Raw genomic sequence first — 26,293 nt, 5'->3', positions numbered from 1 at the left:
CGATGGCCGAGCAATTCGACCTGGTGGTGGTGGGCGGTGGACCCGGCGGCTATGTGGCGGCGATCCGCGCAAGCCAACTCGGCATGAAGACCGCGCTGGTGGAGCGCGAGAATCTCGGCGGCATCTGCCTCAACTGGGGCTGCATCCCCACCAAGGCGCTGCTGCGCGCCTCCGAGATCAACCATCTGCTGCACACGCTCGACGCCTATGGCTTCGCGGCCGACAACATCCGCTTCGATTTCGCCAAGGTCATCAAGCGCTCGCGCGGCGTGGCCGCGCAGCTCTCGGGCGGCGTGAAGCACCTGATGAAGAAGAACAAGGTTTCCGTCTTTGACGGCCACGGGAAGCTTGCCGGGCCGGGCAGGATCAGCGTGAGCAAGGATGGAAAGGCGGTTGCGGAGATCGCGGCCAAGCACATCATCCTCGCCACCGGCGCCCGCGCCCGCGTGCTGCCGGGGATGGAGCCGGACGGCAAGCTGATCTGGTCCTACCGCGAGGCGATGACGCCCGCCGCGCTGCCCAAGAAGCTCATCGTCATGGGCTCGGGCGCCATCGGCTCCGAATTCGCAAGCTTCTACCTCAACATGGGCGCCGAGGTGACGCTGATCGAGGTGATGGACCGCATCCTGCCGGTCGAGGATGCCGAGATCTCCGGCTTCGTCCACAAGGCCTTCACCAAGCAGGGCATGAAGATCCTGACCGGCGCGCGGGTCCAGGGCCTGCGCAAGGGCGCGGATAGTGTGACCGCCATCGTCGAGGCCGGCGGCAAGGTGCAGGAAATCACTGCCGACCGGCTGATCTCGGCGGTCGGCATCGTCGGCAATGTCGAGGATCTCGGCCTCGAGGGCACGGCCATCAAGGTGGACCGCACCCATGTGCTGACCGACGCCATGGGCCGCACCGGCGAGCCCGGAGTCTATGCCATCGGCGACCTCACCGGCCCGCCCTGGCTGGCGCATAAGGCGAGCCATGAGGCGATCATCTGCGTCGAATCCATCGCCGGGCTGCACCCGCATGCGATGGATGTGCTGAACATCCCCGGTTGCACCTATTGCCGCCCGCAGGTCGCCTCCGTGGGCCTGACCGAGGCGCGCGCCAAGGAACTCGGCCATGAGGTGCGGGTCGGGCGCTTCCCCTTCATCGGCAATGGCAAGGCCATCGCCATGGGCGAGCCCGAGGGCCTGGTGAAGACGGTGTTCGACGCCAAGACCGGCGAATTGCTGGGCGCGCACATGGTCGGGCCGGAGGTGACCGAGATGATCCAGGGCTACGGCATCGCCCGCACCCTGGAATCGACCGAGGCGGACCTCATGCACACGGTCTTCCCGCACCCCACGGTCAGCGAGACGATGCATGAGTCGGTGCTTGATGCCTATGGCCGGGTGATCCACATCTAGGCCACGGCCCCTCCCGCGGCCGCCCTGGAAGGCAGCATGAGCACGCGCGTCGAGATCGATCACCGCAAATCCGGGTCCGAAAGGCACCCGGAAAAAGCCGCGCGGCCGGACAACCCCATCCAGCGCAAGCCCGCCTGGATCCGCGTGAAGGCGCCGACCAGCCCCGTCTACCGGGAGACGCAGGCGCTGATGCGCGCCAACAAGCTGGTCACGGTGTGCGAGGAAGCGGCCTGCCCGAACATCGGCGAGTGCTGGTCGCAGCGCCACGCCACCATGATGATCATGGGCGATACCTGCACGCGCGCCTGTTCCTTCTGCAACGTCATCACCGGCATGCCCAAGGCGCTGGACGCCGATGAGCCCCGCCGCGTGGCTGATGCCGTCGCCAAGCTCGGCCTGCGGCACGTGGTGATCACCAGCGTGGATCGCGACGACCTCGCCGATGGCGGCGCCGAACACTTCGCCCAGACCATTCGTGCGCTGCGCGCAGCCGCACCCGAGACGACGATCGAGATCCTCACCCCCGATTTCCTCCGCAAGGAGGGCGCGCTGGAGGTGGTGGTCGCGGCCCGGCCCGATGTGTTCAACCACAACCTCGAGACCGTGCCGGCGCTCTATCCCACCATCCGGCCGGGCGCGCGCTACTACCACTCGCTGCGGCTGCTGGATCGCGTGAAGCAGCTTGATCCCTCCATCTTCACCAAATCCGGCATCATGGTCGGGCTGGGCGAGAAGCGGATCGAGGTGCTGCAGGTGATGGATGATCTGCGCAGCGCGGAGGTGGATTTCCTCACCATCGGCCAGTATCTCCAGCCCACCGTGAAGCATGCCGCCATCGACCGCTTCGTCACGCCCGAGGAGTTCGAGGACTACGCCCAGGCGGCGCGCGGCAAGGGATTCCTGCTCGTCTCCGCCACGCCGTTGACGCGCAGTTCCTACCATGCGGATCGCGACTTCGCGGCGTTGCGGGATGCCCGGAACGCCAGGCTCAAGGCGGCCTGACCCCGCAATGCCCACGCACGCCGAGAAGCGGGTGCTGCCCTTCACCGAGGAACAGCTCTTCGACATGGTGGCCGATGTGCGCCGCTATCCGGAGTTCCTGCCCTGGTGCGTCGGCGCGCGCATCATCAGCCGCACCGACCAGGAACTGATCGCGGACCTCACCGTCGGCTTCAAGATGTTCCGCGAGACCTTCCGCAGCCAGGTGCTGCTGAGCCGCCCGCATCATGTGCATGTGCGCTACCTGACCGGGCCGTTCCGCTATCTCAACAATCACTGGCGCTTCCGCCCCGTCCCCGGCGGCACGGAGGTGGATTTCTTCGTGGATTTCGAGTTCCGCTCGCGCCTGCTCCAGGCCGTGATCGGCACCGTGTTCAATGAAGCCGTGCGCCTGATGGTGCGCGCCTTCGAACGCCGCGCCGCCGTGCTCTACCGGCGTGGCACCCCCCCGGCCACCGCCCCGGCGACCCCCGCGCCGAGCGCATGAGTTACCTCCTCTACGGCGACGACGGTTCCGGCTCCGCCCCCATCGAGATGGCGCTGGCGGAAATCGGCGCCGCCGTGGAGATCCGCCCCGTTCCCCTGGCGGGCGACCATCAACTCGGGCCCGCCTATCGCGCACTCAACCCGATGGGGAGGCTGCCGACGCTGATCCTGCCAGACGGCACGGTGATGACCGAAAGCCTCGCCATCCTGGTCCTGCTGGCGGATCGCCATCCCGAAGCCGCACTGCTGCCCCCGCCCCAGGATCCCGGCCGCGCCGTGGCGCTGCGCTGGATGACGCTGGCCGCCACCGAATTCTATCCGCATGTCACGCGCTGGGACTACCCGGCGCGGTTCGGCGTCAGTGCCGAACAGCTTCCCGCGCTGAAGGACCGCGCGCTGGACATGGCGCGGGAGATCTGGCTGGTGGTCGAGGCGCATGCCGGCCTCAGCGGCGATCCCGAGGCACCCTTCCTGCTCGGCGCGCGGTTCACCGTCGCGGATCTCTACCTCGCCGTGCTGTCGCGCTGGCTCGGCGGGCGGCATTGGGTGCCGGCACATTGCCCGAAGCTCGAGATCCTGGCCCAGGCGGTCGCCGCGCGTCCGGCCATCGCGACCTTGTGGCGGCGGCACGGGCTGGCGAAGCCTGCCGCATGAACCCGGCGGATACGGTTTGCGTATCGGCTCCGGGGGTTGGAAATCTGCCTTGAATCCCGGTGCGTGGTCGGTTCAGCATCCCTGATGGCCAGCAAGGGATGGAGGACGACATGAGCGGGTTCCTGACCGAGGACGACCTCGCGCGGCTGCAGCCGGCCGATGAGGCGATGTTCCCCTCGCCCATCCCGACGCAGGTGGTCTCTTCCGACGAATTCTGGCCGACGCCGCAGAATGAACGCCAGAAGCGCGTCGAGGCGCGGATCAAGGACATGGCGGATGAGCTCGGCGCGAAGCAGGGCCTCGGCCGGCGCCGCTTCCTGCAATCCGCCGCCGGCATGGCCGCCGCCTTCCTGGCAATGAACGAGGAATACGGCCCCCTCTACGGCGTGTCGAAGGCCGAGGCGCAGACGCCGGGCGTGGCCGATGCGCGCGCCGCCGCGCTGCGCGACCAGTTCATCATGGATGTGCACACGCATTTCCTGCGCCCCGACACAAGGCTGATGACCTTCGTCGAGGCGCGCCGCAATGTCGGCCGCGCAGGGTGGAACCCGCAGCTCGTCGGCGTCGAGCAGACCATCGAGATGCTGATGGAAGCCAACTGGTTCAAGGAGATGTTTCTCGACAGCGACACCAAGGTGGCGCTGGTCAGCGGCTCGCCCAGCGAGGATCCGCGCGACTGGTTCCTGACCAACGACATGAAGTTCGATGCCAGGAAGCGCGTGAACGACGCCGCCGGCTCGCGCCGCGCCATGTCCCACGCCGTCTTCACGCCCGGCCAGCCCGGCTGGATGGAGGAGGTGGAGCGCTGCATCGAGCAGCTCGATCCCGACAGCTGGAAGGGCTACACGGTCGGCGACAACACCAACAAGCACCTCGCGCAGCATCCCTGGCGGATGGATGACGAGAAGCTGCTCTATCCCTTCTACGAACGCATCCAGCGCGCGGGGAAGAACATCGTCTGCGTGCACAAGGGGCTCTACCCGCAGCAGGTGACGGACCGCTTCCCGCATCTCGTGCCCTATGCCGGCGTCGATGATGTCGGCAAGGCGGCGAAGGATTGGCCGGGCATCCATTTCGTCATCTACCACTCCGCCTATCGCTGGACCGGCGGGGGCGGGGCGAGCATCGGCGTCGAGCAGTTCCGCCGCACCGGGCGCGTGGACTGGACCACCGACCTGGCCGAGATCCCGAGCAAGTTCGGCGTCAACAACGTCTATGGCGATCTCGGGCAGATCTTCGCCCAGACCACGGTGATCGAACCCGGCCTCTGTGCCGCACTGATGGGCACGCTGATTCGCGGCCTCGGCGCCGATCATGTGGTCTGGGGCACGGATGCGGTCTGGACCGGCTCGCCGCAATGGCAGATCGAGGCGCTGCGCCGGCTAGAAATCCCCGAGGAGATGCAGCGCCAGCACGGCTTCGCGCCCCTCGGCCCGGCGGATGGCCCGGTGAAGACCGCGATCTTCGGCGGCAATTCCGAGAAGATGTACCGCTACGACCGCCGCCGCGCGGGGCTCGAGAATGATGGCGTGGCGCGCGCCAAGGCCGAGTACGCCGCGCGCGGCGAGGGCCGCAGCAACCTGGCCTATGGCTACGTGGTGCGCGATCCGCGAGGTGAGACCATCGTGTGAGGGCTACAACACCATCAGCCCAATCAGGCCACCGGCGGCCAGCGCCCAGAGCGGGCTCGCCTCCGTGCGCCACACGAAGACCGCCGCGGCGCCGACCAGGCCCAGGCTGATCGCGTCGCCCCCGGCCGTCTCCGCCATGATGAGGCCCGAGGCCAGGATGAGCCCGATCGCCACCGGCACCAGCCCGCCGCGCACCGCCTTCACCCAGGGACGCCCCGCCAGCCGGTCCGCCAGCCCGCCGACCCAATAGGCGAGGATCCAGGCCGGGGTGACGATGCCGATCATCGCCGCCGCCATCCCCGCCGCACCCGCGATCACCCAGCCGAGCGCGGCGGAGACCAGGATGTTCGGCCCCGGCGCGGCCTGCGCCAGCGCATAGACCTGGCCGAAGGTCGCGCTGTCCATCCAGCCGCGGATCTCCACCAATTGCCGGTGCATCTCCGGCACGATGGCATTGGCACCCCCCACCGCCAGCAGCGAGAGCGTGGCGAAGGTCAGCAGCAGGCCGAGGACCACGCCGCTCATGCGCGCAGCCGCCGCCAGGCGGCCCACATGGCGACCGGCCCCAGCCCGAGCACGATCAGCGGCAGCGGCAGGCGCAGCCAGGCCGCCCCCGCGGTGGCGAGCAGCCCGATGACGATCGCCTCTGGCGGCGGCTTGAGCTTGCCCGCCATCTTCAACGCCGTGCCGATCACCATGCCGGCGGCGGCCGCCGCGATGCCGTGCAGGAAGGGCGCGGCGGCGGGTTCGTCCCCGAAGCGGTCATAGAGCAGCAGCAGCCCCGTCAGCAGCAGCAGCGGCACGGCATAGAAGCCGCCGCTCGCCGCCAGCGCGCCGGTCAGGCCGTGGAAGCGCCGGCCGATCATGACGGAGGTATTGCCCACATTCGGCCCCGGCAGCACCTGGCCGGCGGCGAGGATCTCGGCATAGTCGCGCTCGCTCAGCCAGCGCCGGCGCTCGACGATCACGCTGCGCGCCAGCGCCGCCGCGCCGCCGAAGCCGAACAGGCCGACCTCCGTGAAGGCCAGGAAGAGTTGCAGGCGGGTGGGGGGCGGGGCGAGTTCGGTCATGCGCGAAGGTTCGGACCAACGCCGCGCGCCGACAAGCCGGCCCCTATCGCCCGCGCCGCGCTTTGGCATAGTGCGGGCAGATCGCAGGAGACGCCGCCTTGGCCGGTTCAGAATTGTCGCAGACCACGCTTCACTTCACGCCGAAGGCGCCCGATGCCGCGCTGCCGCCGGTGCGCGTGAACCTCTATTCCGACACGCAGACGCGCCCCACGCCGGCCATGCTCGACGCCATGATGCGCGCCCCCTGCGGCGACGAGCAGAATGGCGACGACCCTTCCGTGAACGCGCTCTGTGAGCGCATGGCCGCGCTGATGGGCAAGGAAGCGGCGGTCTTCATGCCCTCGGGCACCATGTGCAACGTCGCCGCCACGCTCACCCATTGCCGCCCGGGCGATGAGATCCTGGCGCATGAGACGGCGCATATCCTGACCAGCGAGGGCGGCGCCCATGGCGCGCTCGGCGGCTTCCAGATCCTGCCGCTGAAAGGCGCGCGCGGGATGTATGCGCCCGAGGAACTGCGCGCGCATATCCGCGGCAAGTCGCGCCACACGCCGCCGCAGGCGCTGGTCGAGGTGGAGCAGACGGCGAATATCGGCGGCGGCGCCGTCTGGCCCAAGGCGACGCTCGATCAGATCGCGTCCATCGCGCATGAGAACGGCATGGCGACCCACATGGATGGCGCGCGGCTGATGAATGCCTGCGTCGCCGCCGGCATCCCCGCCGCCGAGATGACGGCGGGCTGGGACAGCGTGTGGCTCGACTTCACCAAGGGGCTCGGCGCGCCGCTCGGTGCCGTGCTGTGCGGTTCGGCCGCCTTCATCGACACGGCCTGGCGGTGGAAGCAGCGCCTGGGTGGGGCGATGCGCCAGGCGGGCATCTGCGCGGCCGGGTGCAGCCATGCGCTGGACCACCACATCGAGCGCCTCGCCGATGACCATGCGAACGCCAAGGCGCTCGCACGCGGCCTCGCGCAGATCCCGGGCGTGGCGGTGGAGACGCCGGACACGAATCTGGTGTTCTTCGACGTCTCCGGCACGGGCCTCGCCACCGCCGAGGTGGTGCGCCGCGCCCGTGCCGAGGGCGTGCACCTGTCCATGCTCGGCGGGCGCATCCGCGCCTGCACGCATCTTGATGTCAGTGCGGCGATGATCGAGGAGGCGCTGTCGGTGCTGCGCGCGTCGATCGCGCGCGGGTAGGCGTCAAGCCGCGTCGCTCAGCACATGGATGACGCGGCCCGCCAGCATGTCGCGCACGCGGGCGGCATAGGCGACCATGTGCGGCGCCGCGCCATGCGCGCGGAAGGTGGCGAGGCTCGACCATTTCTCGATCACCATGAAGGTGTCGGGGCCGAGCGGCGTCTGCGGCGCGCCGATGCCCTCGGCATCGATCACAGGGCGGTATTCGATGCAGCCCTCCTCGGCCAGCACGGCCGGGATGTTGGCGCGGAAGATGGCCAGCATCTCCTCCCGCATGCCGGGCTTGGCGGTGAGGATGGCGATGATGTGCAGCATGGGCGTGTCTCCTGTCGTGGTTGTGGCTCAAGGCGCGCGTTGCAGCACGCCGCCGTGATAGGCGGCGACATGGGCGTAGAGGGCGCGGTCCTCCTGCGTCACCTCCAGCAGCGCCGCGCAGGTCGCGCTGTCGAGGTCGATGCGGCCCTGGCCGCTTGTCACGTTCTCCCGCCCGATCACCGGCGGGGGCAGGCCGAGCCAGCTGGCGACGGCACGGCCCAGGATCGGGAGGTTCGGCGTGGTCGCCACCAGGGCGTAGCGCGCCTCCAGGATCGGGATGGCCGCCGCCGCGGTGGCGGCCCCGGTGAGTTGCCGGCAGGCCTGCCCGGCCAGCCGCATGCCCGAACGCTCGACGAAATCCGCGAAGCCGAGGTCGCGGAACTCGGCATGCAGCGGGTGGTCCGGCCAGCTCGCCATGTAGTTGAAGGCCGAGACCAGCCGCGCCACCGGGTCGCGCAGCAGCGCCACGAAGCGCGCCCCTTGCCGGGCGCGGGGTAGGGCCTCCGCCAGGCTGACATGGCCGCCGATGAAGCGGTAGCGCGCCAGATCCGCCGCGGAGAGCGCCAGGAAGGCGGCGCGCTCGGCCTCGTCGCCGATGCGCAGCGCCTGGCCGGGCGGCAGGGCGGCGGTGATGGCATTCTGCAGGCTCATCCCCCCGACCTTGGGCAAATGGATGAAGACCACCTGCGGCACGGGATCGGTCGCGGTCACGTCACCGGGCCGGCCCGCCGCGTGGGCCGCCACTCGCGCCGCGGATTGGCCATCGCATAGACCACCAGCCCGAAGCCGATCACCCAGATCAGCCCCGCCACCACCGGGCGCCAGCGCTGCACGAAGCTCGGCTCGCTTGCTGCAGGGGGCGCCGGGGCGGGCACGGCCGGGGCAGGGGCCGGGGCCGCCAAGGGGGTGAAGGCGGCGGCGGGTGGCGTCGGCAGGGGGGCGGCCTGCCAGGCCAGCGCCACGCCCTCCCGCCCGATCAGCGCCACATCGCCCCGGTCGAGCAGCGGCGGCGCGGGGGTGAGGGCGGGGGGCGTCGCCGGGGCGCGGAGCCACAGCCCGGGCTGGCCCGTGGCCTCGACGATTTGCGCCGCCCAGATCCGCTCGATCCCGCCGAGTTCCAGCACACGCTGGCTGGCGACCTCGCGCAGTTCCAGCCGGCCGGGCTCGAAGCGCAGCGGCGGCGCGCTGCCCTCGGGCGGCAGGGCCGTGAGGGCGAGGAAGGGCCCCGTGGGCCGCGCCGGCTGGCTCGGATCCTGCAGCGTCACGCGGATCGGCGTGCCGGGCGGGGCGAGGCGGCGCAGCAGCCACAGCGCGGGGGCGAGGCTCTCCGCCGGCGCCACGCCGCCCGGCGCGTCGAGGATGACCTCCACCCCCGCGGCGAAGGCCGGCGGCAGGTCCAGGAATTGCCGCACGCGGTCCGCCGGGGCGAGGCGCAGGCCGCTCTCGGGCAGAAGCTGCGCCGGGCCGCCGGGGCCGGCCTCGCGGTGCAGGGCGATGCGGATCTGGTTGTCGAAGCCGAGCAGCGGCGCCGGCACCGGCAGGGCGAAGCGCACCCGCCCCTCCGCCGGCACGGGCAGCGCGCCGAGCACCACCTCGTTCAGCGTCACCGAAGCATTGGCGCGGCTGCCGGGCGGGGCGTGCAGCGCCAATTCCAGCGTGCGGGGCGCGGTGCCGGCAGGCAGGTCGCGCATCGAGAAGCCGAGCCGCCATTCGGCGCGCGCCCCCTCCTGCGGCGGCAAGGCGGGGAAGGGCAGGGTGGCGGGCGGCGGGGCGGTCTCGGCCCGCACCACCTGCAGGCCCGTGCCGCCGAGCACGGCGCGCCAGGGGCCTTCCAGCAGCCCGGCGCTGCGCTCGGCCAGGGCGCCACCCAGCAGCAGCACCGGCACATCGGCGATGCGCCGCACCTCGGCCCCCTGCACGGGGGCGCCGACCACGACGGTGCCGGTCTCCCACACCCGCGACCCGCCAGGGCCGGCGACGGGCCCGGGCGGGGTGCCGGTGCCGAAGCGGACCTCCCGCCCCGTCGCGGCGAGGCCGAGCGCGATGCGCAGCGCGGCGGCGGCTTCTTCGGCCGGCACCGCGCCGGGCGCGACCACCACCAGCACGCGCGGCGGCAGGGCAGCGAGCAGCGTGGCGAGGCTCGGCGCTGTGGTCGGCAGGGGCAGGGCGAGGTGGCTGCCGGGCAGCAGCTTGGCCTGCGCGCCGGACGGGGCCCCGATCTCGACCAGGCGCACCCGCACCGCGAGCGCGGCCGGGTTGCGCGCCACATCCTCGGCCGGGATCAGCGCCTCGAAGCCCAGCCTGGTGGCACCTTCCGCGAAGGCGAGCGCGCCGAGCAGCCGGCCATTGACGCTGACCTCCACCGCCTGGCGCCCGCCGAAGGGGGCGGTCAGCTCGGCCGTGAAGTTCAGCCGCAGGCCCTGCAGCGGAAGCCCCGCCGGCAGGGGGAACAGGATGTCCTGCCCCGCCATGTCGAAGCCGAGCCCGGCCGGCTGGCCGAGTTCCGCCAAAGTGAGCTGGCGCTGCACCGGGGGGGCAGGCAGGGGCGCCAGTGGCTCGATGGTGACGGGCGGCCGGGCCGTGGGCGCGGGGCGCGCGGGTGCCGGGCGCTGCGGGCGCTGTTGGGCGGCCTGCGCCAGCGCCTCACCGGCCAGCGGCAGGGCGCCCAGCAGCAGCAGCGCGGCGAGGCGCCCGGTCATTCAGTAGCCCCGCTCGGGCTCGGCGAGCAGCGGGAAGGCGGAATGGACATGCGGCTGCGCGACCGGCGTCGCGGCCGAGAGCATCGCCGGCGTCACCGCCGCGAAGCTGGTTGCCCCCAGCAGGCCGAGGCAGGTCTGCACCTCATCCTCCAGCAATTCCAGCACGCGCCGCACGCCGGCCTCGCCATCCGCCGCCAGGCCGTAGCAATACAGCCGGCCGATGCCCACCAGCTCGGCGCCCAGCGCGATAGCCTTCACCAGATCCGTCCCGCGGCTGATGCCGCCATCCATCCACACCCGCGCGCGCCCGCCCACGGCCTGCACGACCTCCGGCAGCACCTGCAGCGAGCCGCGCCCATGGTCGAGCTGCCGCCCGCCATGGTTGGAGACATAGACCACCTGCACGCCATGCTGCACGGCGATCTCGGCATCCTCGCCGCAGCCGATGCCCTTGAGGATCAGCGTGACGTTCGGGTGCACCTCGCGGAAGCGGGCGATATCGGCCCAGGAGAGCGACGCCTGGAAGTTCATGCCGGTGTTGCGGAAGCGCCAATGCTTGACGAAGCGCTTGGCGATGTCGCGTTCGCGGCGCGAGTAATGCGCCGTGTCCACGGTGATGGCGAAGGCGTCATAGCCGCTGTCCATCGCGCGCTTCACATGGTCGTCGATGAAGCCGGCATCGCCGCGCACATAGAGCTGGAAGACCTTGGGGCCCGGGGTCGCGGCGGCCGAGCCTTCGAGCCCCGGCTGGGTCACGGAGCTGACGATGATCGGCACGCCGAAGGCCGAAGCCGCACGCCCCGCCGTGCCCGCCCCACCGGCCTCGAAACTGTCGAGCGAACCCACCGGGGCCAGCGCCACGGGCAGGCGGATGCGCCGCTTGCCGAGGAAGTCGCCCGTGCAATCCACGGTGCTGACATCGCGCAGCACGCGCGGGCGGAAGGCGATGGAATCGAGTGCGGCGCGGTTGCGCTGCATCGTCGTCTCGGTCTCGGTCGCACCGACCAGGTAGTCCCAGATGTTGGCGTTGAGCTTGAGCTTCGCGGCCTTCACCAGCTCATGCAGCGTCTGGTATTTCTGGGCGGCTTCATCGGACATGTGGCGGCGTTTCCCTTGATCGCGGCCGCAATTTGCGCCGCGTGCGGGCTGCTGTCAGCCCCGGGACAGGCGCATGGCCGCGAGGATCGCCCGGGCGCGGGGCAGCGCCGTGAGATCGGCCACCGGCACGCCCAGGCGCTGGCGCCAATTCGGCCGCTCGCGATCCGTCCCGGGCAGGTTCACCGCCACCGCCTCGCCCGCCAGATCCTCGGCCTGGGCGAGCATGAGGCCAGCGGGCGTGCGCGCCACCAGCGCATGGATCGCCCCCGCCAGCGCGTCGCTCATCGGGCTGTCCGGCGTGGTGCCTTCGGGCAGCAGCCCCTGCGCGGCCAGGGCTGCGAGCAGCGCCGCGCGATCGGCGAGGCGCGCCGCTTCCTCGCCGCCATTGAGCAGGCCAAGCCCGGCGCGTTCCGCCAGATCCGCCCCGCTCCAGAAGCCCTCCAGCGTGGGCAGGTCATGTGTGGCGACGCAGGCGGCCGCGCGGGCGGGCCAGTGTTCGGGCGGGGTGAAGCCCCCGCCGTGGCGCTCGAACCACAGCACGCGGTAGGAAAGCACCTCGGCGGCTTGCAGCGCCGCGCCCATGCCTTCCGGCACCGTGCCGAGATCCTCGCCCACCACCAGGCAGCGCGCGCGCTGCGATTCCAGCGCGACATGGCCGAGCAGGTCCTCGAAGGGCTGGGCGAGATAGGCACCCTCGCTGCCCTTGGCCCCTTCCGGCACCAGGAAGAGCCGGCGCAGGCCCAGCACATGGTCGATCCGCAGCGCCGCGGCGTGGCGCATATTGGCGCGGATGAGCCGGGCGAAACCGGCATGGCCGGTGGCCGCACCATGCCGCGGGTCGGGCGGCGGCAGGGCCCAGACCTGGCCCTCGGCCGAGAAGGGATCCGGCGGCGCGCCGACCGAGAAGCCGGGCAGGAAGCGCATGTCGCCGGACCAGATCTCGGCCCCGTCGGGGGCGGCGCCCACGGCGAGGTCGCGATAGAGCCCGGCCCCGGCCTGCCCGGCGGCGGCCAGCTGCGCGTCGGCCAGCATCTGGGCGAAGGCGTGAAAGGCGACCTCGCCCGGATCCGCCGTGGCGGTGGCGGGGTGGCGCTGGGCAGCGGGCCAGAGGCGGGAATCGCTGCTGCCCTGCTCGAGCGCGATGGCATTCCAGCGGCAGAAATTCTCCAGCGCCACGCCACCCGCGGCGCGGAACTGCGCAAGCGCTTCGCGCGCGGCCTCGGGCGCCGCCCCCCAGGCCGCGCGCAGCACGCGCGACTTCGCCGCCCAGGCGGTGGCATGGTCGACGCGCGCCTGCGCCCGCAGGGCGGCGAAGAGCGGCGCCTCGGCCGCCAGCGCGGCGCGCAGCTCGGGCAGATCCGCGAAGAAGGGCAGCGCCGCCACGTCGAGGAAGATCGGATCCAGGAAGCGCCGGTCGCTCGGGTGATAGGGGCTGGCGCGCGTCCGATCGGTGGGGAAGAGCGCGTGCGGCGGGCTCATGCCGAGCAGCATCGCGCCTTCCGCCGCGGCGCCGCGCGCCATCTCGCCCAGCGCGGTGAAATCGCCGATGCCCTGGTCCTCCGCACGGCGCAGCGCATAGAGCTGCGCGGCGAGGCCGAAGCGCCGCGCGCCCTGGTGCAAGGGCTCGGGCAGGAAGCAGCGCGGCGGGACGATGGCGAGGTGGCAGGCGGTCTCGGGCGCCGCCGCGTCGCGCAGCGTGTAACGGCCTTCCGGCAGGCGCGGCAGCGCCACCAGCCGCTCGGCCCCGGCGCTGCCATCGGCGCGGATGACGCGGTGGGTGCTGCCAGCCTCGGGCGCGATGTCGAGCACGCGCTCCTCGCCCGCCTCGTCGCGCAGCAGCAGGCGGAGCGGCTTGTCGGCCAGCGCCATCGGCAGCAGCGCCTCGCCATCGCTGCGGCAGGTGAGGGAAGGCGGCAGCGCGCGCGGCGTGGCGAGCCGCGCGAGGCTGTCGCGCATCTCGCCTGCGCTGTCGGCCGGCAGGTCGAGCGCGCCGAGCAGCGCGCGCAGCGTGTCGGGTGGGACGAGGTGGCGCTCGCCCGAAATGGCATGCCAGCTGGTCGCGATGCCGGCCGCGCGCGCGAGGTGGCGCAGCGCGGCCGGGTCGTCCTGCGCGCGCGGGCTGCGTGGCGTCTCGGCCAGCAGCAGCACGGCGCGGGCGGGTAGGGTGCTCGGCAGCGCGCGGGCTTGCGGGTCGGCGCTGTCGGCCAGCAGCGTCCAGTGCTGGCCGGGGCGCGGCGGGGGCAGGCGCAGCGGCAGCGCCGCGCCGGCATTGAACGCGACCAAGCAGCGATCCTCGCCGGACTGGAGCAGCATCAGCAGGGCGCGACGGTCCGGATCGTGCCAATCCTGGCCCTGCATCGTGCCGCCCTCAGGCCGCAGCCAGGCGACGTCGGGCTGGCCATCCGCGTCCTGTGCGCCGCTCAGCGGCGTCGCGCCATACAGCGCGGGATGGGCGCGGCGCGCGGCGATCAGGCGTGCGGTGAAATCGACCAGCGCCGTGTCCGCGCCCGCCCAGTCGAACCAGCTCCGCGCATTGTCCTGCGCATAGGCGTTGTTGTTGCCGCCCTGGCTGCGCCCGGCCTCGTCGCCCATGGTGAGCATCGGCGTGCCGCGCGCGGTCAGCAGCGTGGCGAGCAGCGCGCGCGCATCGGCCGCCCGGCGCGCGCCGATGGCAGGATCGGCGCTCTCGCCTTCCGCGCCATTGTTCCAGGAATGGTTGGCGTCCGTGCCGTCGCGGTTCTGCTCGCCATTGGCCTCGTTGTGCTTGGCCGCGAAGGAAACCAGGTCGCGCAGGGTGAAGCCGTCATGCGCCGTGATGAAGTTCACGCTGTCGGAGGAAGGCCTGGGCCCGAAGGCATCGGCCGAACCGGCAAGCCGCGTGGCGAGCGCGCCGACCATGCCGGCATCGCCGCGCCAGAAGCGGCGCACATCGTCGCGGAAGCGATCATTCCACTCGCCCCAGCCGGCGGGAAAGCGGCCCAGCTGGTAGCCATCCGGGCCGATATCCCAGGGCTCGGCGATGATCAGCCTCTCGCGCAGCAGCGGGTCCTGGCGCATGGCGGACAGCAGGGGGGCGGCGCGATCGAAGCCGTGGTCGCGCCGCGCCAGCGTGGTCGCGAGGTCGAGCCGGAAGCCATCCAGCCCCGCCTGCGCCGCCCAGTGCCGCAGCGCGTCCATGACGAGGCGCAGCGGCCAGGGGCGATCGAGCGCGAGGGTGTTGCCGCAGCCGGCATCGTTCACGTAATGCCGTGGCGCATCGGGCAGCAGGCGATGGAAGCCCGCATTGCCCAGGCCCTTGAGACTGAGCGTGGGGCCAAGGTGATCGCCCTCGCCCGTGTGGTTGAACACCACATCCTGGATCACCGCGATGCCATCGGCCTGCAGCGCCGCGATGGCCTCTCGCACCTCCGCCATGCCGCCCGGCGCGAGGCGCGGATCGGGGGCAAGCAGCGCGACCGGGTTGTAGCCCCAGTAGTTGGTCAGGCCGAGCGGCGGCAGGTGCCGCTCATCGATCCAGGAGGCGCTGGGCAGCAACTCCACCATCGTCACGCCGAGCCGCTTGAGATGCGCGCGCGCCGCCGGATGCGCGAGGCCCGCGAAGGTGCCGCGCTGTGCGGCGGGGATCGCCGGATGCTGCGCGGTGAAGCCGCGCACATGCAGTTCGTAGATCACCTGTGGCCCGGCCGGGGCAGGGCGATGCGCGGGCGGCAGCGGCGCGGTCAGCACCGCCTTGGGCAGGAAGGGGGCGCTGTCGGTCGGCTCCGGCGTCTCGCCCGTGTCGAACAGCGCCGGATGCAGCGCGAAGGGGCGGTCGAGCGCGCGCGCCCAGGGGTCGATGAGCAGCTTGGCGGGGTTGAAGCGATGCCCGCGCGCGGGATCCCACGGCCCCTCCGCGCGCAACCCGTAGCGCGCCCCGGCGGTGAGCCCCGCGACATGGCCGAAATGCACCGCGTCCTGCCGTTGCGGCAGGCGCAGCCGGGCCACTTCCCTGTCCTGGTCGTCGAAGATGCAGAAGAAGACCGCGCTGGCATCCGGCGCGGGGATGGCGATGTTCGCACCGCCCGGCGTCAGCGTGACGCCGAGCGGCTCGGGCCTTCCGGCCTCAAGCCGCATGCGCGATGGCGTCGCGGTAGAGCGCCGCATAGCGCGCGGCGGAGCGCGCCCAGGACACATCGGCACGCAGCGCATTCGCCTGGGTGCGCACGAAGGCGTCGCGATCCCGCCACAGCGCGTTCATGCGCGTGATGGCGGCTTCCAGCATCTCCCGCGTGGTGGGTGAGAAATGCACGCCCGTGGCGCAGCCCTCGGCCAGCGCCATCTCATTCGCGTCGATCACGGTATCGACCAGTCCGCCGACATGCGCGACCAGCGGCAGCGCGCCGTAGCGCAGCGCGCAAAGCTGCGCGAGGCCGCAGGGCTCGAAGCGGCTGGGCACCAGCATCACATCGGCGCCGCCATAGATCAGCCGCGCGAGCCCCTCATCGAAGGCAATGACGCTGGCCACGCGGCCGGGATGCGCGAGTGCGGCATCGCGGCAGCCTTTCTCCAGCCCCCATTCGCCCGTGCCGAGAAAGACCAGCTGCGCGCCCTGCTCCATCAGCGTGTATTGCGCGCCCAGGATGAGATCCACGCCCTTCTGCCAGGTCAGCCGCCCGACGAAGGCGTAGAGCGGCGCGTCGGGGTCCACATTCAGTCCAAGCCGGCGCTGCAACTCGGCCTTGTTGGCGGCGCGCGGGGCGGCGTCCCCGGCCCCGAAATTCGCCACCAGCGCGGGATCCGTGCGCGGATCCCAGGATTCGTCATCGATGCCGTTGAGGATGCCCGAGAGCGCGCCGGACCGGCCACGCAACAATCCATCCAGCCCCATGCCCGCCTCCGGCGCACGGATCTCGGCGGCATAGGTGGGGGAGACGGTGGTGATGCGGTCCGCGTACCACAGCCCGGCCTTGAGGTAGCCGAGCGTGCCGAAATATTCGAGCCCGGCGAGGTCGAGCGCGGCGGGAGGCAGGCCGAGCACCGGGAAGAGCCCGATCGGGAATTTCCCCTGGAAGGCGAGGTTGTGCACGGTGAAGATCGAGGGCGGGCGCTTCTCCACGCCCGCGAAACGAAGATAGGCGGGGGCGAGGCCCGCCTGCCAGTCATGCGCGTGCATGACATCGAAATTGAGCCCGCGCAGGCCGCCCGTGGCGACCAGGGCAGCGATGGCGCCCAGGGCGGCGAAGCGCACGCCATTGTCGCCCCACTCGCCGCCCTCCGGCCCGAGATAGGGGTTGCCCGGCCGCATGAAGAGGTGCGGCGCATCGATGGCGATGATGTCGAGCCCCGCGGCCTCGCCACGCTGCAGCCGGGCGGGACCGCCGAAGAGATCATCGATGCGCTTCAGCGCCCGCCCGCCGCCCAGCGCCGCCATCACCGCCGGATAGCCGGGCAGCAGCGTGGTGACGCGAATGTCCTGCTTCGCCAGGGCCGCGGGCAGCGCGCCGACCACATCCGCGAGGCCGCCGGTCTTGACCAGCGGCACGCATTCGGACGCGACGGAGAGAACCCGCAGCGTCATGTTCTGATGCCCTCAGACGCCGGGCGGCCGCATCTGCGGCCTGGGCTTCGCCGCATCGGCGGCGGCGCGTCGGAGCAGTGCTCCGACCGGGACGCTCGGCCCTTGCGGGCCGTAGGCTTGGTTGAACGCATCGGGTTCATCCAGCGATGCGATCGAGCATCGCCTGCGTCACCAGGCAGATGCCCTTTTCCGTGCGGCGGAAGCGCCGCGCATCCTCGATCGGATCCTCGCCGATCACCATGCCGTCCGGGATCTTCACGCCGCGGTCGATGATGACGTTGGTCAGCCGCGCGCCGCGCCCGACATCGACATAGGGCAGGATCACCGCGCCCTCGACCTTGGCGAAGGAGTGCACATGCACGCCGGTGAACATCAGCGACCGCCGCGCCTGCGCGCCCGAGACGATGCACCCGCCCGAGATCAGCGAGGCCACGGCCTCACCACGCCGGCCGTCGAGGTCATGCACGAATTTCGCCGGCGGCACGACCTCGGCATAGGTCCAGATCGGCCAGTCGCGGTCGTAGAGATCAAGCTGGGGGACGACATCGGTGAGGTCGATATTGGCCTCCCAATAGGCGTCGAGCGTGCCGACATCGCGCCAATAGGGCTTGTCCTCGGCGCGGGAGCGCACGCAGGAGGCCTCGAAGCGATGCGCCACCGCCTTCCCGTTCCTGACCAGGTAGGGGATGATGTCGCGGCCGAAATCGCGTTCGCTGTTCGGGTCGGCGGCATCGCGCCGCAACTGGTCGAAGAGCAGCTTGGTGTCGAAGACATAGATGCCCATGGAGGCCAGGGCCTGGTCCTCGCGCCCTGGAATGCCCGGCGGGTTGGCGGGCTTCTCGACGAAATCGACGATGCGGCTGTCGCCATCCACATGCATCACGCCGAAGCCGCGCGCATCCATCCGCGGCACGGCGATGCAGCCCACGGTCACGTCGGCGCCGGTCTCGACGTGCTGCTGCAGCATCTTCTCGTAGTCCTGCTTGTAGATGTGGTCGCCGGCGAGCAGGACGATGTGGCGCGGCGCGAGATCCTCGATGATGTCGATGTTCTGGTAGACCGCATCCGCGGTGCCGAGATACCAGTTGGCCCCCTCGCCACGCTGGCTGGCGGGCAGGATGTCGAAGGTCTCGTTGCGCTCGGGGCGCAGGAAGTTCCAGCCGCGCTGCAGGTGGCGGATCAGGCTGTGCGCCTTGTACTGCGTCGCCACCGCGATGCGACGGATGCCCGAATTCATGGCGTTGGAGAGCGCGAAGTCGATGATGCGCGACTTGCCGCCGAAATAGACCGCCGGCTTGGCGCGCCGGTCGGTGAGTTCCATGAGGCGCGAGCCGCGCCCGCCGGCCAGCACGAAGGCCATGGCGCCACGCGCCAGCGGCGCGGGGCCCGTATCTGCTGCCCTAGAGTGCGGCATCCTCTGTCTCCCCCGGCGGCGTCGCACCGCTCTCCTCGGCCTGGAGCCATATCGTGGCCAGTGGCGGCAAAACCAGTGTGGCCGAGGCGGGAAATCCCTGCCAGGGCTCATCTTTCGCGACGACGGCGCCTAGGTTGCCCACGCCCGAGCCGCCATAGACGGTTGCATCGCTGTTGAGAATCTCGCGCCAGACGCCCGGATGCGGCAGGCCGATGCGATAGCCCTCCCGCACTACGGGCGTGAAGTTCGCCGCCACCGCCACGGGCAGGTCGCCCGCTGCCCCGAAGCGCAGCCAGGTGAAGACCGAGCGCTCGGCATCGTCGGGATCGATCCAGCGGAAGCCATCGGGCTCGGCATCGCGGGCATGCAGCGCGGGGTGGGTGCGGTAGAGCCCGTTGAGGTCGCGCAACAGGGCCTGCACGCCCTGGTGCGGGGCGTGGCGCAGCAGCCACCAATCGAGCTCGCGCGTCTCCGACCATTCGCGCCATTGCGCGATCTCGCCGCCCATGAACAGCAGCTTCTTGCCCGGATGGCCCCACATGAAGCCATAGAGCGCGCGCAGCGTCGCGAAGCGCTGCCAGTCATCGCCGGGCAGGCGGCCGAGCAGCGTGCCCTTGCCGTGCACCACCTCATCATGGCTCAGCGGCAGCACGAAATCCTCGTTGAAGGCGTACATCAGGCTGAAGGTGACCAGGTTGTGGTGCCAGCGCCGGTGCACGGGGTCGAGCGCCACGTAGCGCAGCATGTCGTTCATCCAGCCCATGTTCCACTTGAACTGGAAGCCGAGCCCGCCCTGGGCCGCGGGGCGCGAGACGCCGGGGAAGGCGGTCGCCTCCTCGGCGATCATGGCCGCGCCGGGATGTTCCTCCGCCACCAGCGCATTGACCTGGCGGAGGAAGGCGATGGCCTCGTGGTTCTCGGTGCTGCCATCGGGATTGGGCGTCCATTCGTCCGGCGCGCGGCCATGGTCGAGATGCACCATGGTCGAGACGGCATCGACGCGCAGCCCATCGGCATGGAACTCGTCGATCCAGTACAGCGCGTTGGAGGCGAGGAAGGCCGCCACCTCGGTGCGCCCGAAATCATAGGTCGCGGTGCCCCAGCCGGCATGGAAGCCGCGGCGCGGGTCGGGGTGTTCGTAGAGCGTGCCGCCATCGAAGCGGATCAGCCCGTGCTGGTCCTGCGGGAAATGCGCCGGCACCCAGTCGAGGATCACGCCGATGCCCTGCGCGTGGCAGGCATCGACGAAGCGCTTCAGGCCGGCGGGGTCACCGAGCCGCGCGGTCGGCGCATGCATCCCGATCGGCTGGTAGCCCCAGCTCGCATCGAGCGGATGTTCCATCACCGGCATCAGCTGCACATGGGTGAAGCCCATCCCGGCGACATAGGGGATGAGCGAGGCGATCAGCTCGTCCCAGTCGTAGAAACGCCCATCGGGGTGCATCCGCCAGGAGGGGGCGTGCACCTCATAGATCGAGATCGGCGCGCGGCGGGACTGGCGCTGCGCGCGCGCGGCAAGGAAGGCCGCGTCCTGCCAGGAGAAGGCGTCATCGGCCGCGACGAGGGAGGCGGTGGACGGACGCAGCTCCGCCGCCCGGCCGAAGGGGTCGGCCTTGAGCGGCAGCACCACGCCCTCACGGGAGAGGATCTCGAACTTGTAGGCCGCGCCGGCACCGATGCCGGGCAGGAACAACTCCCACAGCCCGCTGTCGAGCCGCTTGCGCATCGGGTGCATGCGCCCGTCCCAGTCGTTGAACTGGCCGACCAGGGAGACGCGCGCCGCCTTGGGTGCCCAGACGGCGAAGCGCGTGCCCGCGACGCCTTCATGGACCGTGGGATGCGCGCCGAGGCGTTCATGCAGACGCCGATGCGTGCCCTCGACCAGCAGATGATCGTCGAGCGGGCCAAGGGTGGGGCCGAAGCGGTAGGGGTCCTCGATCTCCCAGGCGCCGCCTTCATTCGCCGCGCGCAGGCGATAGGCGAGGGGCAGGCGCGCACCGGGGAGCAGGCCTTCGAACAACGCGTCCTGGCGGCGCGGCAGGTCATGCACGCCGCCCTGCGCATCGAGCGCCTGCAGCGTCGCCGCATGCGGCACGAAGGCGCGGATGACGACGCCGCCAGGCGCCGCGTGCGGGCCGAGCAGGGCGAAGGGGTCGCCATGGCGCGCGCCGAGCAGGGCATCCACCTCCGCCTGCGGCGTGCGCCAGGGGTCCACCGGCTCAGCCCTCCGCGATCATCGGCGCACCGGCACGTTCCAGATCTCCTCGGCATATTCCGCGATGGTGCGGTCGGAGGAGAACCAGGCCATGTTCGCCGTGTTCAGAATGGCGGCGCGGGCCCAGGAGGCGCGGTCGCGCCAGCGCCGGCCGACGGCACGCTGCGCTTCGAAGTAGCTGTCGAAATCGGCGGCCACCATGAAGTAGTCGTTGCCGCGCAGCGCCGCGACGAGATCCTTGTAGCGGTCGCGGTCATCGGGGGAGAAGACGCCGTCCTCGATCTGGTCGAGAACCTCCTTCAGGCGGCGCGACTGGCCGATCGCGGTCTCGCCGCGCCAGCCCTCGGCGCGGCGCTGGCCGACTTCCGCCGTGCTCAGGCCGAAGATGAAGATGTTGTCGTCGCCGACATGCTCCTTGATCTCGACATTGGCGCCGTCGAGCGTGCCGATGGTGAGCGCGCCGTTGAGCGCGAACTTCATGTTGCCGGTGCCCGAGGCCTCCATGCCGGCCGTCGAGATCTGCTCCGAGAGATCGGCGGCCGGGACGATGATTTCCGCCAGGGAGACGTTGTAGTTCGGCAGGAACACCACCTTCAGCAGGTTGCGCACCGTGGGGTCGGAATTGACCACGCGCGCGACATCATGCGCGAGCTTGATGATGAGCTTGGCGCGGTGATAGCTGCTGGCCGCCTTGCCGGAGAAGAACTTCACCCGCGGCACCCAGGACTTGGTCGGCTGGCTGCGGATCTCGTCGTAGAGGGCCACGGCCTCCAGCACGTTCAGCAATTGGCGCTTGTATTCGTGGATCCGCTTGATCTGCACGTCGAACAGCGCGTCCGGATCCACCTTCAGCTGGTGCTGGTCGCGCACCAGCGCCGCCAGCGCCTGCTTGTTGACGCGCTTCGCGGCCATGAACCTCTGCTGGAACGCCGTGTCATCGGCCAGCGGGATCAGCTTGCGCAGCGCTTCGGGCTTGTCCAGCACCTCGGCCCCGCAGGCCTCGACCAGCAACCCCGTCAGGCCCGGATTGCACTGCTGCAGCCAGCGGCGGAAGGTGATGCCGTTGGTCTTGTTGGTGAGCTTGCCGGGGAAGAGCAGGTGGAAATCGGCGAAGACCGTCTGCTTCAGCAGCTCGGAATGCAGCGCCGAGACGCCATTCACCTTGTGCGAGCCCACCACGGCCAGGTGGCCCATGCGCACGCGCCGGCCATAGCCTTCCTCGATCAGCGAGACCGAGGCCATCAGCCGCCCGTCATGGGGGAAGCGGTCGCGCACCTCGTCCAGGTGGAAGGCGTTGATCAGGTAGATCAGCTGCATGTGGCGCGGCAGCAGGCGCTCCATCAGCGGCACGGGCCAGCTTTCCAGCGCCTCGGGCAGCAGGGTGTGGTTGGTGTAGCTGATGGTCCGGCGCGTGATGTCCCAGGCCTCGTCCCAGGGCAGGTCGTGCAGGTCGAGCAGGATGCGCAGCAGCTCGGGCACCACGATGGAGGGGTGCGTGTCGTTCAGCTGGATCGAGACGCGGTCGGGCAGGCTGCGCAAATCGCCATAGACGCGCAGGTGCCGGCGCACGAGGTCCTGCAGCGCGGCGGAGGAGAAGAAGTATTCCTGGCGCAGCCGCAGCTCCTGCCCCGCGCTGCTCTCATCGGAGGGGTAGAGCAGCTTCGAGATGCTCTCCGCCTGCACGCGCGCGGCCAGCGCGCCGATGTGGTCGCCCTGGTTGAAGGCGTCGAGCCGCAGCTCGTCCGTGGCCTTGGCGGACCACAGGCGCAGCGTGTTCACATGCGCCCCGCGCCAGCCCACGATCGGCGTGTCATAGGCCACGGCCTGCACCGTCTCGGCCGGGCGCCAGACATGCTTGATGCGCGCCTCGCTCACTGTCACCGCATCGACCGAGCCGCCGAAGCCGATGGAATGCACGATCTCGGGCCGGGCGAATTCCCAGGGGTTGCCGAATTTCAGCCAATCCTCGGGGTATTCATGCTGCCAGCCATCGCGGATCGCCTGGCGGAACAGGCCATGATCGTAGCGGATGCCGTAGCCGAAGGCGGGGATGCCGAGCGTGGCCATGCTTTCCATGAAGCAGGCGGCGAGCCGCCCGAGGCCGCCATTGCCGAGTGCGGCGTCGGGCTCGGCGATGCGCAGACGTTCCGCATCCACGCCGAGCTGGTCGAGCGCGTCGCGCAGCTCGCCGACCAGGCCGAGATTGCAGACATTGTCGCGCAGCAGGCGGCCGATGAGGAATTCGAGGCTGAGGTAGTAGACCTGTTTCGCCCCGGAATCGTAGGTGGCGCGCGTCAGGTCGATCCAGCGGTCGACGATGCGGTCGCGCACCGCCAGCGCGGTGGCCACGAACCAATCCCGATCCAGCGCGCCGAGGCGGCTCTTGCCGAGGTCGTAGGTCAGCTTGTGCAGGATGGCATCGCGCAACGGCTGGACGCTGGCGAAGGGCGCCTCGCCAGGTTTCGTCGGGGTATCCATCGCATCGCGTCCTTCATGGTCATCGGCATCGGGCAGCGGCCCGGCGGCGTTCGTGTATGGCACGCAGCCCCGTGGCCTATGACACAATCTGCCCGATCATGCGCGCTATTTGAAGCCGCTTCGCTGCACCGCAGCAGAAATTGGCGCGGCTCAGCCCGGCCCCTGCCGCGCCAGGGCCGCGAGCCCGAGAAAGGCAGGCAGGGGATGCAGGACGATGGCGAGCGGGATGCCCGCCATGTAGCCCGCCATCGGCGCCTTGGCCTCGAAGCGCGCGCGGAAGCGCGCGGCATCAAGCCGCGCCAGCAGCCGCGGCAGGATGCCGCCGCCAAGGAAGACGCCGCCGCGTGCCCCCCAGGCCAGCGCCATGTCGCCCGCATAACCGGCGAGCAGGTCGAGGAACATCGCCTCCGTCGCAGCGGCGATGGGGCAGTCCGGGGCTGCGGCGATCACGGCGGCGGCGTCGCGCGCCGGCACCTGCGCGCCCTGCAACTCGGCCAGGATGGCGTGCAGCGCGGCGAGGCCACGGCCCGAAAGCGCTTCCTCCGCCCCGGCGCGGCCGGCACGCCGGCGCAGCGCGGCGATGACCCTGTCCTGTTCTGCATCAACGGCGGCCAGGCCGATATGCCCGCCCTCGGTCGGCACGGCGCGGGGACCGGCGGGAGTTTCGATCAGCCCCGCCGCGCCCAGCCCCGTTCCGGGCCCGAGCACGAGCATCGGCGCGCCGGGCACGGCCGCGCCGCCGCCGATGCGGTGCAGATCAGCCTCCTGCAGATGCGGCAGGGCGTGCGCCTGGGCGAGAAAGTCGTTCACCACCCGCACCCGCGCCAGGCCGAAGCGCGCGGCGAGTGCGGCCGCGTCGAAGCGCCAGGGTGCGTTGGTCAGGCGCGCGGGCGCGCCATCCTCCGGCACCGGCCCGGCGATGGCGAGCACGGCCTGGCTCACGCCGCCCGCGGGCGCGAGCGTCGCCAGCGCCTGCGCCATCGCCGCCTCGGACGTGGCGAAGCCGGCCACGGGCAGGATCAGCGGCGGGCCGAGCCCGGCCCCATCGAGCAGCGCGAAGCGCGCATTCGTCCCGCCGATATCGGCGAGCAGCGCGCTCACGGACGCAGGGAGAGGATATAGGCGGCGATGTCCTCCGCCTGGCGCAGCGTCACGCGCGGGTCGGGCATCGTCGCATGGGGCGTGCGGAGGAAGGTGGAGAGGCCTGCCGCCGTCACCGCCGGCCGGCGGGCGATGGCGGCGAAGCTCGGCGCGGCGTCGCTCATCGGCCCGGGGCCGTCGGCCGCCACGCGGTGGCAGGCGGCGCACCATTGCGCCGCCGCCTCGCGCCCCGCCATCGGGTCGGCTGCCTCGGCCGGCAGCAGCGGCAGGCTGAGCAGCAGCAGCGTCAGCAGCGGGCGCATGGCGGGGTCTCCCTGGGGGTCAGAAGGTGGCGCGGCCGCCCGAGATGTCGAAGGTCGCGCCGGTGGAGAAGGAGCAATCGGGCGTGCAGAGCCAGCAGATCAGCCCGGCGATCTCCTCCACCTCCACGAAGCGGCCCATCGGGATCTTCGAGAGCATGAAGGCGATGTGCTGTTCCGTCATCTGGTTGAAGATGTCGGTCTTGGCCGCGGCCGGTGTCACGCAATTCACTAGCACGCCCTTGGTGGCGAGCTCCTTCGCCAGCGACTTCGTCAGCCCGATCAGCCCGGCCTTGCTGGCGGAGTAGTGGGCGGCGTTGGGGTTGCCCTCCTTGCCCGCGACCGAGGCGACATTCACCACCCGGCCCCAGCCGGCGGCCACCAGATGCGGCACCACGGCGCGTGCCACCAGGAAGGGCGCGGTGAGGTTCACCTCCATCACCCGGCGCCATTGGTCGGGCGGGATCTCGGTGACCGGCATGTTGCCGCCGGTGATGCCGGCATTGTTCACCAGCACGTCGATCTTGCCATGCGCGGCGGCGGTCTTGGCCGTGGCCTCGGCCACCGCGACCTCATCCGTCAGGTCGAGCACCTCGGCCGTGACGCGCCCCTCGGCGGCGAGTGCGGCGCGGCTTTCCTCGGTCTTGGCCGGGTCGGCATCCCAGATCGAGACGGCGGCGCCGGAGGCGACCATGCGCCGCGCGACGGCGAGGCCGATGCCGCGCGCGCCCCCGGTGACGATGGCGACGCGGCCCTGAAGATCCAGCTTGTTCATTGATTTCTTCCCATGCGATTCACGCTTCCGGTGCTCGGCGCCCCAAGGTTCTGCGTCGCCATCCAGCCCAGCGCGGCGCCTGGGCCCTGCAGCGACCGCATGGGATCAGCCGCGCCCGACATAGGGCATCTTGGTGGCCATGATCGTCATGGTCAGCACATTGGTCGCCAGCGGCCAGGCCGCCATCTGCGCAACGGCGGTGCCGACATGGTCCACATCCATCAGCGGCTCGGCCTTGATCGACCAATCCGCCTGCGGCACGCCGCGCGCCATGCGCTCGGCCATCGGGGTGGCGGCATTGCCGATGTCGATCTGCCCGACCGCGATGTCGAAGCGCCGTCCATCGAGGTTCATGGATTTCGTCAGCCCCGTCACCGCGTGCTTGGTGGCGGTATAGGGCGCGCTGCCCGGCCGCGGCGCATGGGCGCTGATCGAGCCGTTGTTGATGATGCGCCCACCTTGGGGCGTCTGCTTCGCCATCATCCTGAAGGCCGCATGCGCCACCAGGAAGACGCCGTTGAGGTTCACATTCACGACCGTGAACCACTGCTCGGCCGTCAGCTCCTCGAAGGGCGTGCCCGGGACATTGTTGCCGGCATTGTTGAAGAGCAGGTCGAGCCGCCCGAAGGCCTTCTCGATCGTGGCGAAGGCGGCGGTCACCGAAGCAGGGTCCGAGACATCGCCGGGGACCACCAGCGTGCGGCCCTTGGCGAGGCCGGCCGTCTCCTCCAGCGCCTCGCGGCGGCGGCCCAGCAGCGCCACCGTCCAGCCATCGGCCGCCAGCGCGAGGGCAGCGGCGCGACCCACGCCCGACCCGGCGCCTGTCACCAATGCGTATTTCTCAGCCATGACGTTCCCCATGCAGCGCGAATTGCGGGCAGGGTGGCGCGGGGCGGGCTTGCCTGTCCA

21 protein-coding genes are annotated in these 26,293 nt (G+C 71.0%); 6 read left to right on the top strand and 15 right to left on the bottom strand.

All coding sequences use genetic code 11. The annotated features are described in order from the left end of the window. The first annotated feature begins 2 nt into the window (after positions 1 to 2). The 5 genes from lpdA to AC2D9U_RS05430 all read left to right on the top strand — a co-directional run bounded on the left by lpdA (position 3) and on the right by AC2D9U_RS05430 (position 5,167). The gene (gene lpdA, locus AC2D9U_RS05450; RefSeq protein WP_484747126.1) at positions 3 to 1,397 is read left to right on the top strand and encodes a dihydrolipoyl dehydrogenase; all 1,395 of its coding nucleotides are present in this window, start codon (positions 3 to 5) and stop codon (positions 1,395 to 1,397) included. Positions 1,398 to 1,433: 36 nt separating this feature from the next. After that, complete coding sequence (lipA, locus tag AC2D9U_RS05445) at positions 1,434 to 2,399, top strand: lipoyl synthase (RefSeq protein ID WP_484747125.1); 966 nt, start codon at positions 1,434 to 1,436, stop codon at positions 2,397 to 2,399. 7 nt (positions 2,400 to 2,406) lie between these two features. Further along, complete coding sequence (locus AC2D9U_RS05440; RefSeq protein ID WP_484747123.1) at positions 2,407 to 2,883, top strand: type II toxin-antitoxin system RatA family toxin; 477 nt, start codon at positions 2,407 to 2,409, stop codon at positions 2,881 to 2,883. Then, entirely contained in the window at positions 2,880 to 3,536 is a 657-nt protein-coding gene (locus AC2D9U_RS05435) for a glutathione S-transferase family protein (RefSeq protein WP_484747122.1), read from the top strand. Before AC2D9U_RS05440 ends, AC2D9U_RS05435 begins: the two co-directional genes overlap by 4 nt. Before the next feature lie 110 nt (positions 3,537 to 3,646). Then, positions 3,647 to 5,167, top strand: coding sequence for an amidohydrolase family protein (locus AC2D9U_RS05430; protein WP_484747121.1), 1,521 nt, complete (start codon positions 3,647 to 3,649; stop codon positions 5,165 to 5,167). A 3-nt stretch (positions 5,168 to 5,170) separates the two neighbouring features. Here AC2D9U_RS05430 and AC2D9U_RS05425 read toward each other — a convergent pair whose 3' ends face one another. Then, entirely contained in the window at positions 5,171 to 5,692 is a 522-nt protein-coding gene (locus tag AC2D9U_RS05425; RefSeq protein WP_484747119.1) for a chromate transporter, read from the bottom strand. Further along, complete coding sequence (locus tag AC2D9U_RS05420; RefSeq protein WP_484747118.1) at positions 5,689 to 6,237, bottom strand: chromate transporter; 549 nt, start codon at positions 6,235 to 6,237, stop codon at positions 5,689 to 5,691. The genes AC2D9U_RS05425 and AC2D9U_RS05420 overlap by 4 nt, the downstream gene beginning before the upstream one ends. A gap of 98 nt (positions 6,238 to 6,335) precedes the next feature. Between AC2D9U_RS05420 and AC2D9U_RS05415 the strand changes: the two genes are divergently transcribed. Continuing rightward, positions 6,336 to 7,433 (top strand): threonine aldolase family protein, encoded by a 1,098-nt coding sequence (locus AC2D9U_RS05415; protein ID WP_484747117.1) that lies wholly within the window; start codon positions 6,336 to 6,338, stop codon positions 7,431 to 7,433. Between the two features lie 3 nt (positions 7,434 to 7,436). Here the strand turns inward: AC2D9U_RS05415 and AC2D9U_RS05410 are convergent, their stop codons facing one another. From AC2D9U_RS05410 to AC2D9U_RS05350, 13 genes are all read right to left on the bottom strand, one after another. Then, positions 7,437 to 7,748 (bottom strand): putative quinol monooxygenase, encoded by a 312-nt coding sequence (locus tag AC2D9U_RS05410; protein ID WP_484747115.1) that lies wholly within the window; start codon positions 7,746 to 7,748, stop codon positions 7,437 to 7,439. 27 nt (positions 7,749 to 7,775) lie between these two features. Beyond that, positions 7,776 to 8,459: a sulfotransferase family protein gene (locus AC2D9U_RS05405; protein WP_484747114.1), complete on the bottom strand. Its 684-nt coding sequence runs from the start codon at positions 8,457 to 8,459 to the stop codon at positions 7,776 to 7,778. Further along, positions 8,456 to 10,447, bottom strand: a complete 1,992-nt coding sequence (locus AC2D9U_RS05400; RefSeq protein WP_484747113.1) for a hypothetical protein — start codon at positions 10,445 to 10,447, stop codon at positions 8,456 to 8,458. Before AC2D9U_RS05400 ends, AC2D9U_RS05405 begins: the two co-directional genes overlap by 4 nt. Continuing rightward, a complete protein-coding gene (locus AC2D9U_RS05395) occupies positions 10,448 to 11,545 on the bottom strand; it encodes an alpha-hydroxy acid oxidase (RefSeq protein WP_484747111.1) in 1,098 nt (365 codons plus the stop codon). Positions 11,546 to 11,599: 54 nt separating this feature from the next. Next, positions 11,600 to 15,658, bottom strand: a complete 4,059-nt coding sequence (gene glgX, locus AC2D9U_RS05390) for a glycogen debranching protein GlgX (protein ID WP_484747110.1) — start codon at positions 15,656 to 15,658, stop codon at positions 11,600 to 11,602. Then, complete coding sequence (gene glgA / locus AC2D9U_RS05385; RefSeq protein ID WP_484747334.1) at positions 15,648 to 17,096, bottom strand: glycogen synthase GlgA; 1,449 nt, start codon at positions 17,094 to 17,096, stop codon at positions 15,648 to 15,650. Before glgA ends, glgX begins: the two co-directional genes overlap by 11 nt. 142 nt (positions 17,097 to 17,238) lie before the next feature. After that, on the bottom strand, positions 17,239 to 18,516 hold the full coding sequence (glgC, locus tag AC2D9U_RS05380; protein WP_484747108.1) for a glucose-1-phosphate adenylyltransferase: 1,278 nt from the start codon (positions 18,514 to 18,516) through the stop codon (positions 17,239 to 17,241). Further along, a complete protein-coding gene (glgB, locus tag AC2D9U_RS05375; RefSeq protein WP_484747107.1) occupies positions 18,503 to 20,731 on the bottom strand; it encodes a 1,4-alpha-glucan branching protein GlgB in 2,229 nt (742 codons plus the stop codon). Before glgB ends, glgC begins: the two co-directional genes overlap by 14 nt. Positions 20,732 to 20,749: 18 nt before the next feature. Next, positions 20,750 to 23,272: a glycogen/starch/alpha-glucan phosphorylase gene (locus tag AC2D9U_RS05370; RefSeq protein WP_484747105.1), complete on the bottom strand. Its 2,523-nt coding sequence runs from the start codon at positions 23,270 to 23,272 to the stop codon at positions 20,750 to 20,752. 87 nt (positions 23,273 to 23,359) lie between these two features. After that, on the bottom strand, positions 23,360 to 24,310 hold the full coding sequence (locus AC2D9U_RS05365; RefSeq protein WP_484747104.1) for a glucokinase: 951 nt from the start codon (positions 24,308 to 24,310) through the stop codon (positions 23,360 to 23,362). Next, entirely contained in the window at positions 24,307 to 24,612 is a 306-nt protein-coding gene (locus tag AC2D9U_RS05360; RefSeq protein WP_484747103.1) for a c-type cytochrome, read from the bottom strand. The genes AC2D9U_RS05365 and AC2D9U_RS05360 overlap by 4 nt, the downstream gene beginning before the upstream one ends. Positions 24,613 to 24,631: 19 nt before the next feature. Further along, positions 24,632 to 25,384, bottom strand: coding sequence for an SDR family NAD(P)-dependent oxidoreductase (locus AC2D9U_RS05355; RefSeq protein ID WP_484747102.1), 753 nt, complete (start codon positions 25,382 to 25,384; stop codon positions 24,632 to 24,634). A gap of 105 nt (positions 25,385 to 25,489) precedes the next feature. After that, positions 25,490 to 26,233, bottom strand: coding sequence for an SDR family oxidoreductase (locus AC2D9U_RS05350; RefSeq protein ID WP_484747101.1), 744 nt, complete (start codon positions 26,231 to 26,233; stop codon positions 25,490 to 25,492). Positions 26,234 to 26,293: the final 60 nt, after the last annotated feature.

Source organism: Roseomonas sp. TF40, assembly GCF_057219975.1.
This window is presented reverse-complemented; position numbering and strand designations above follow the sequence as displayed.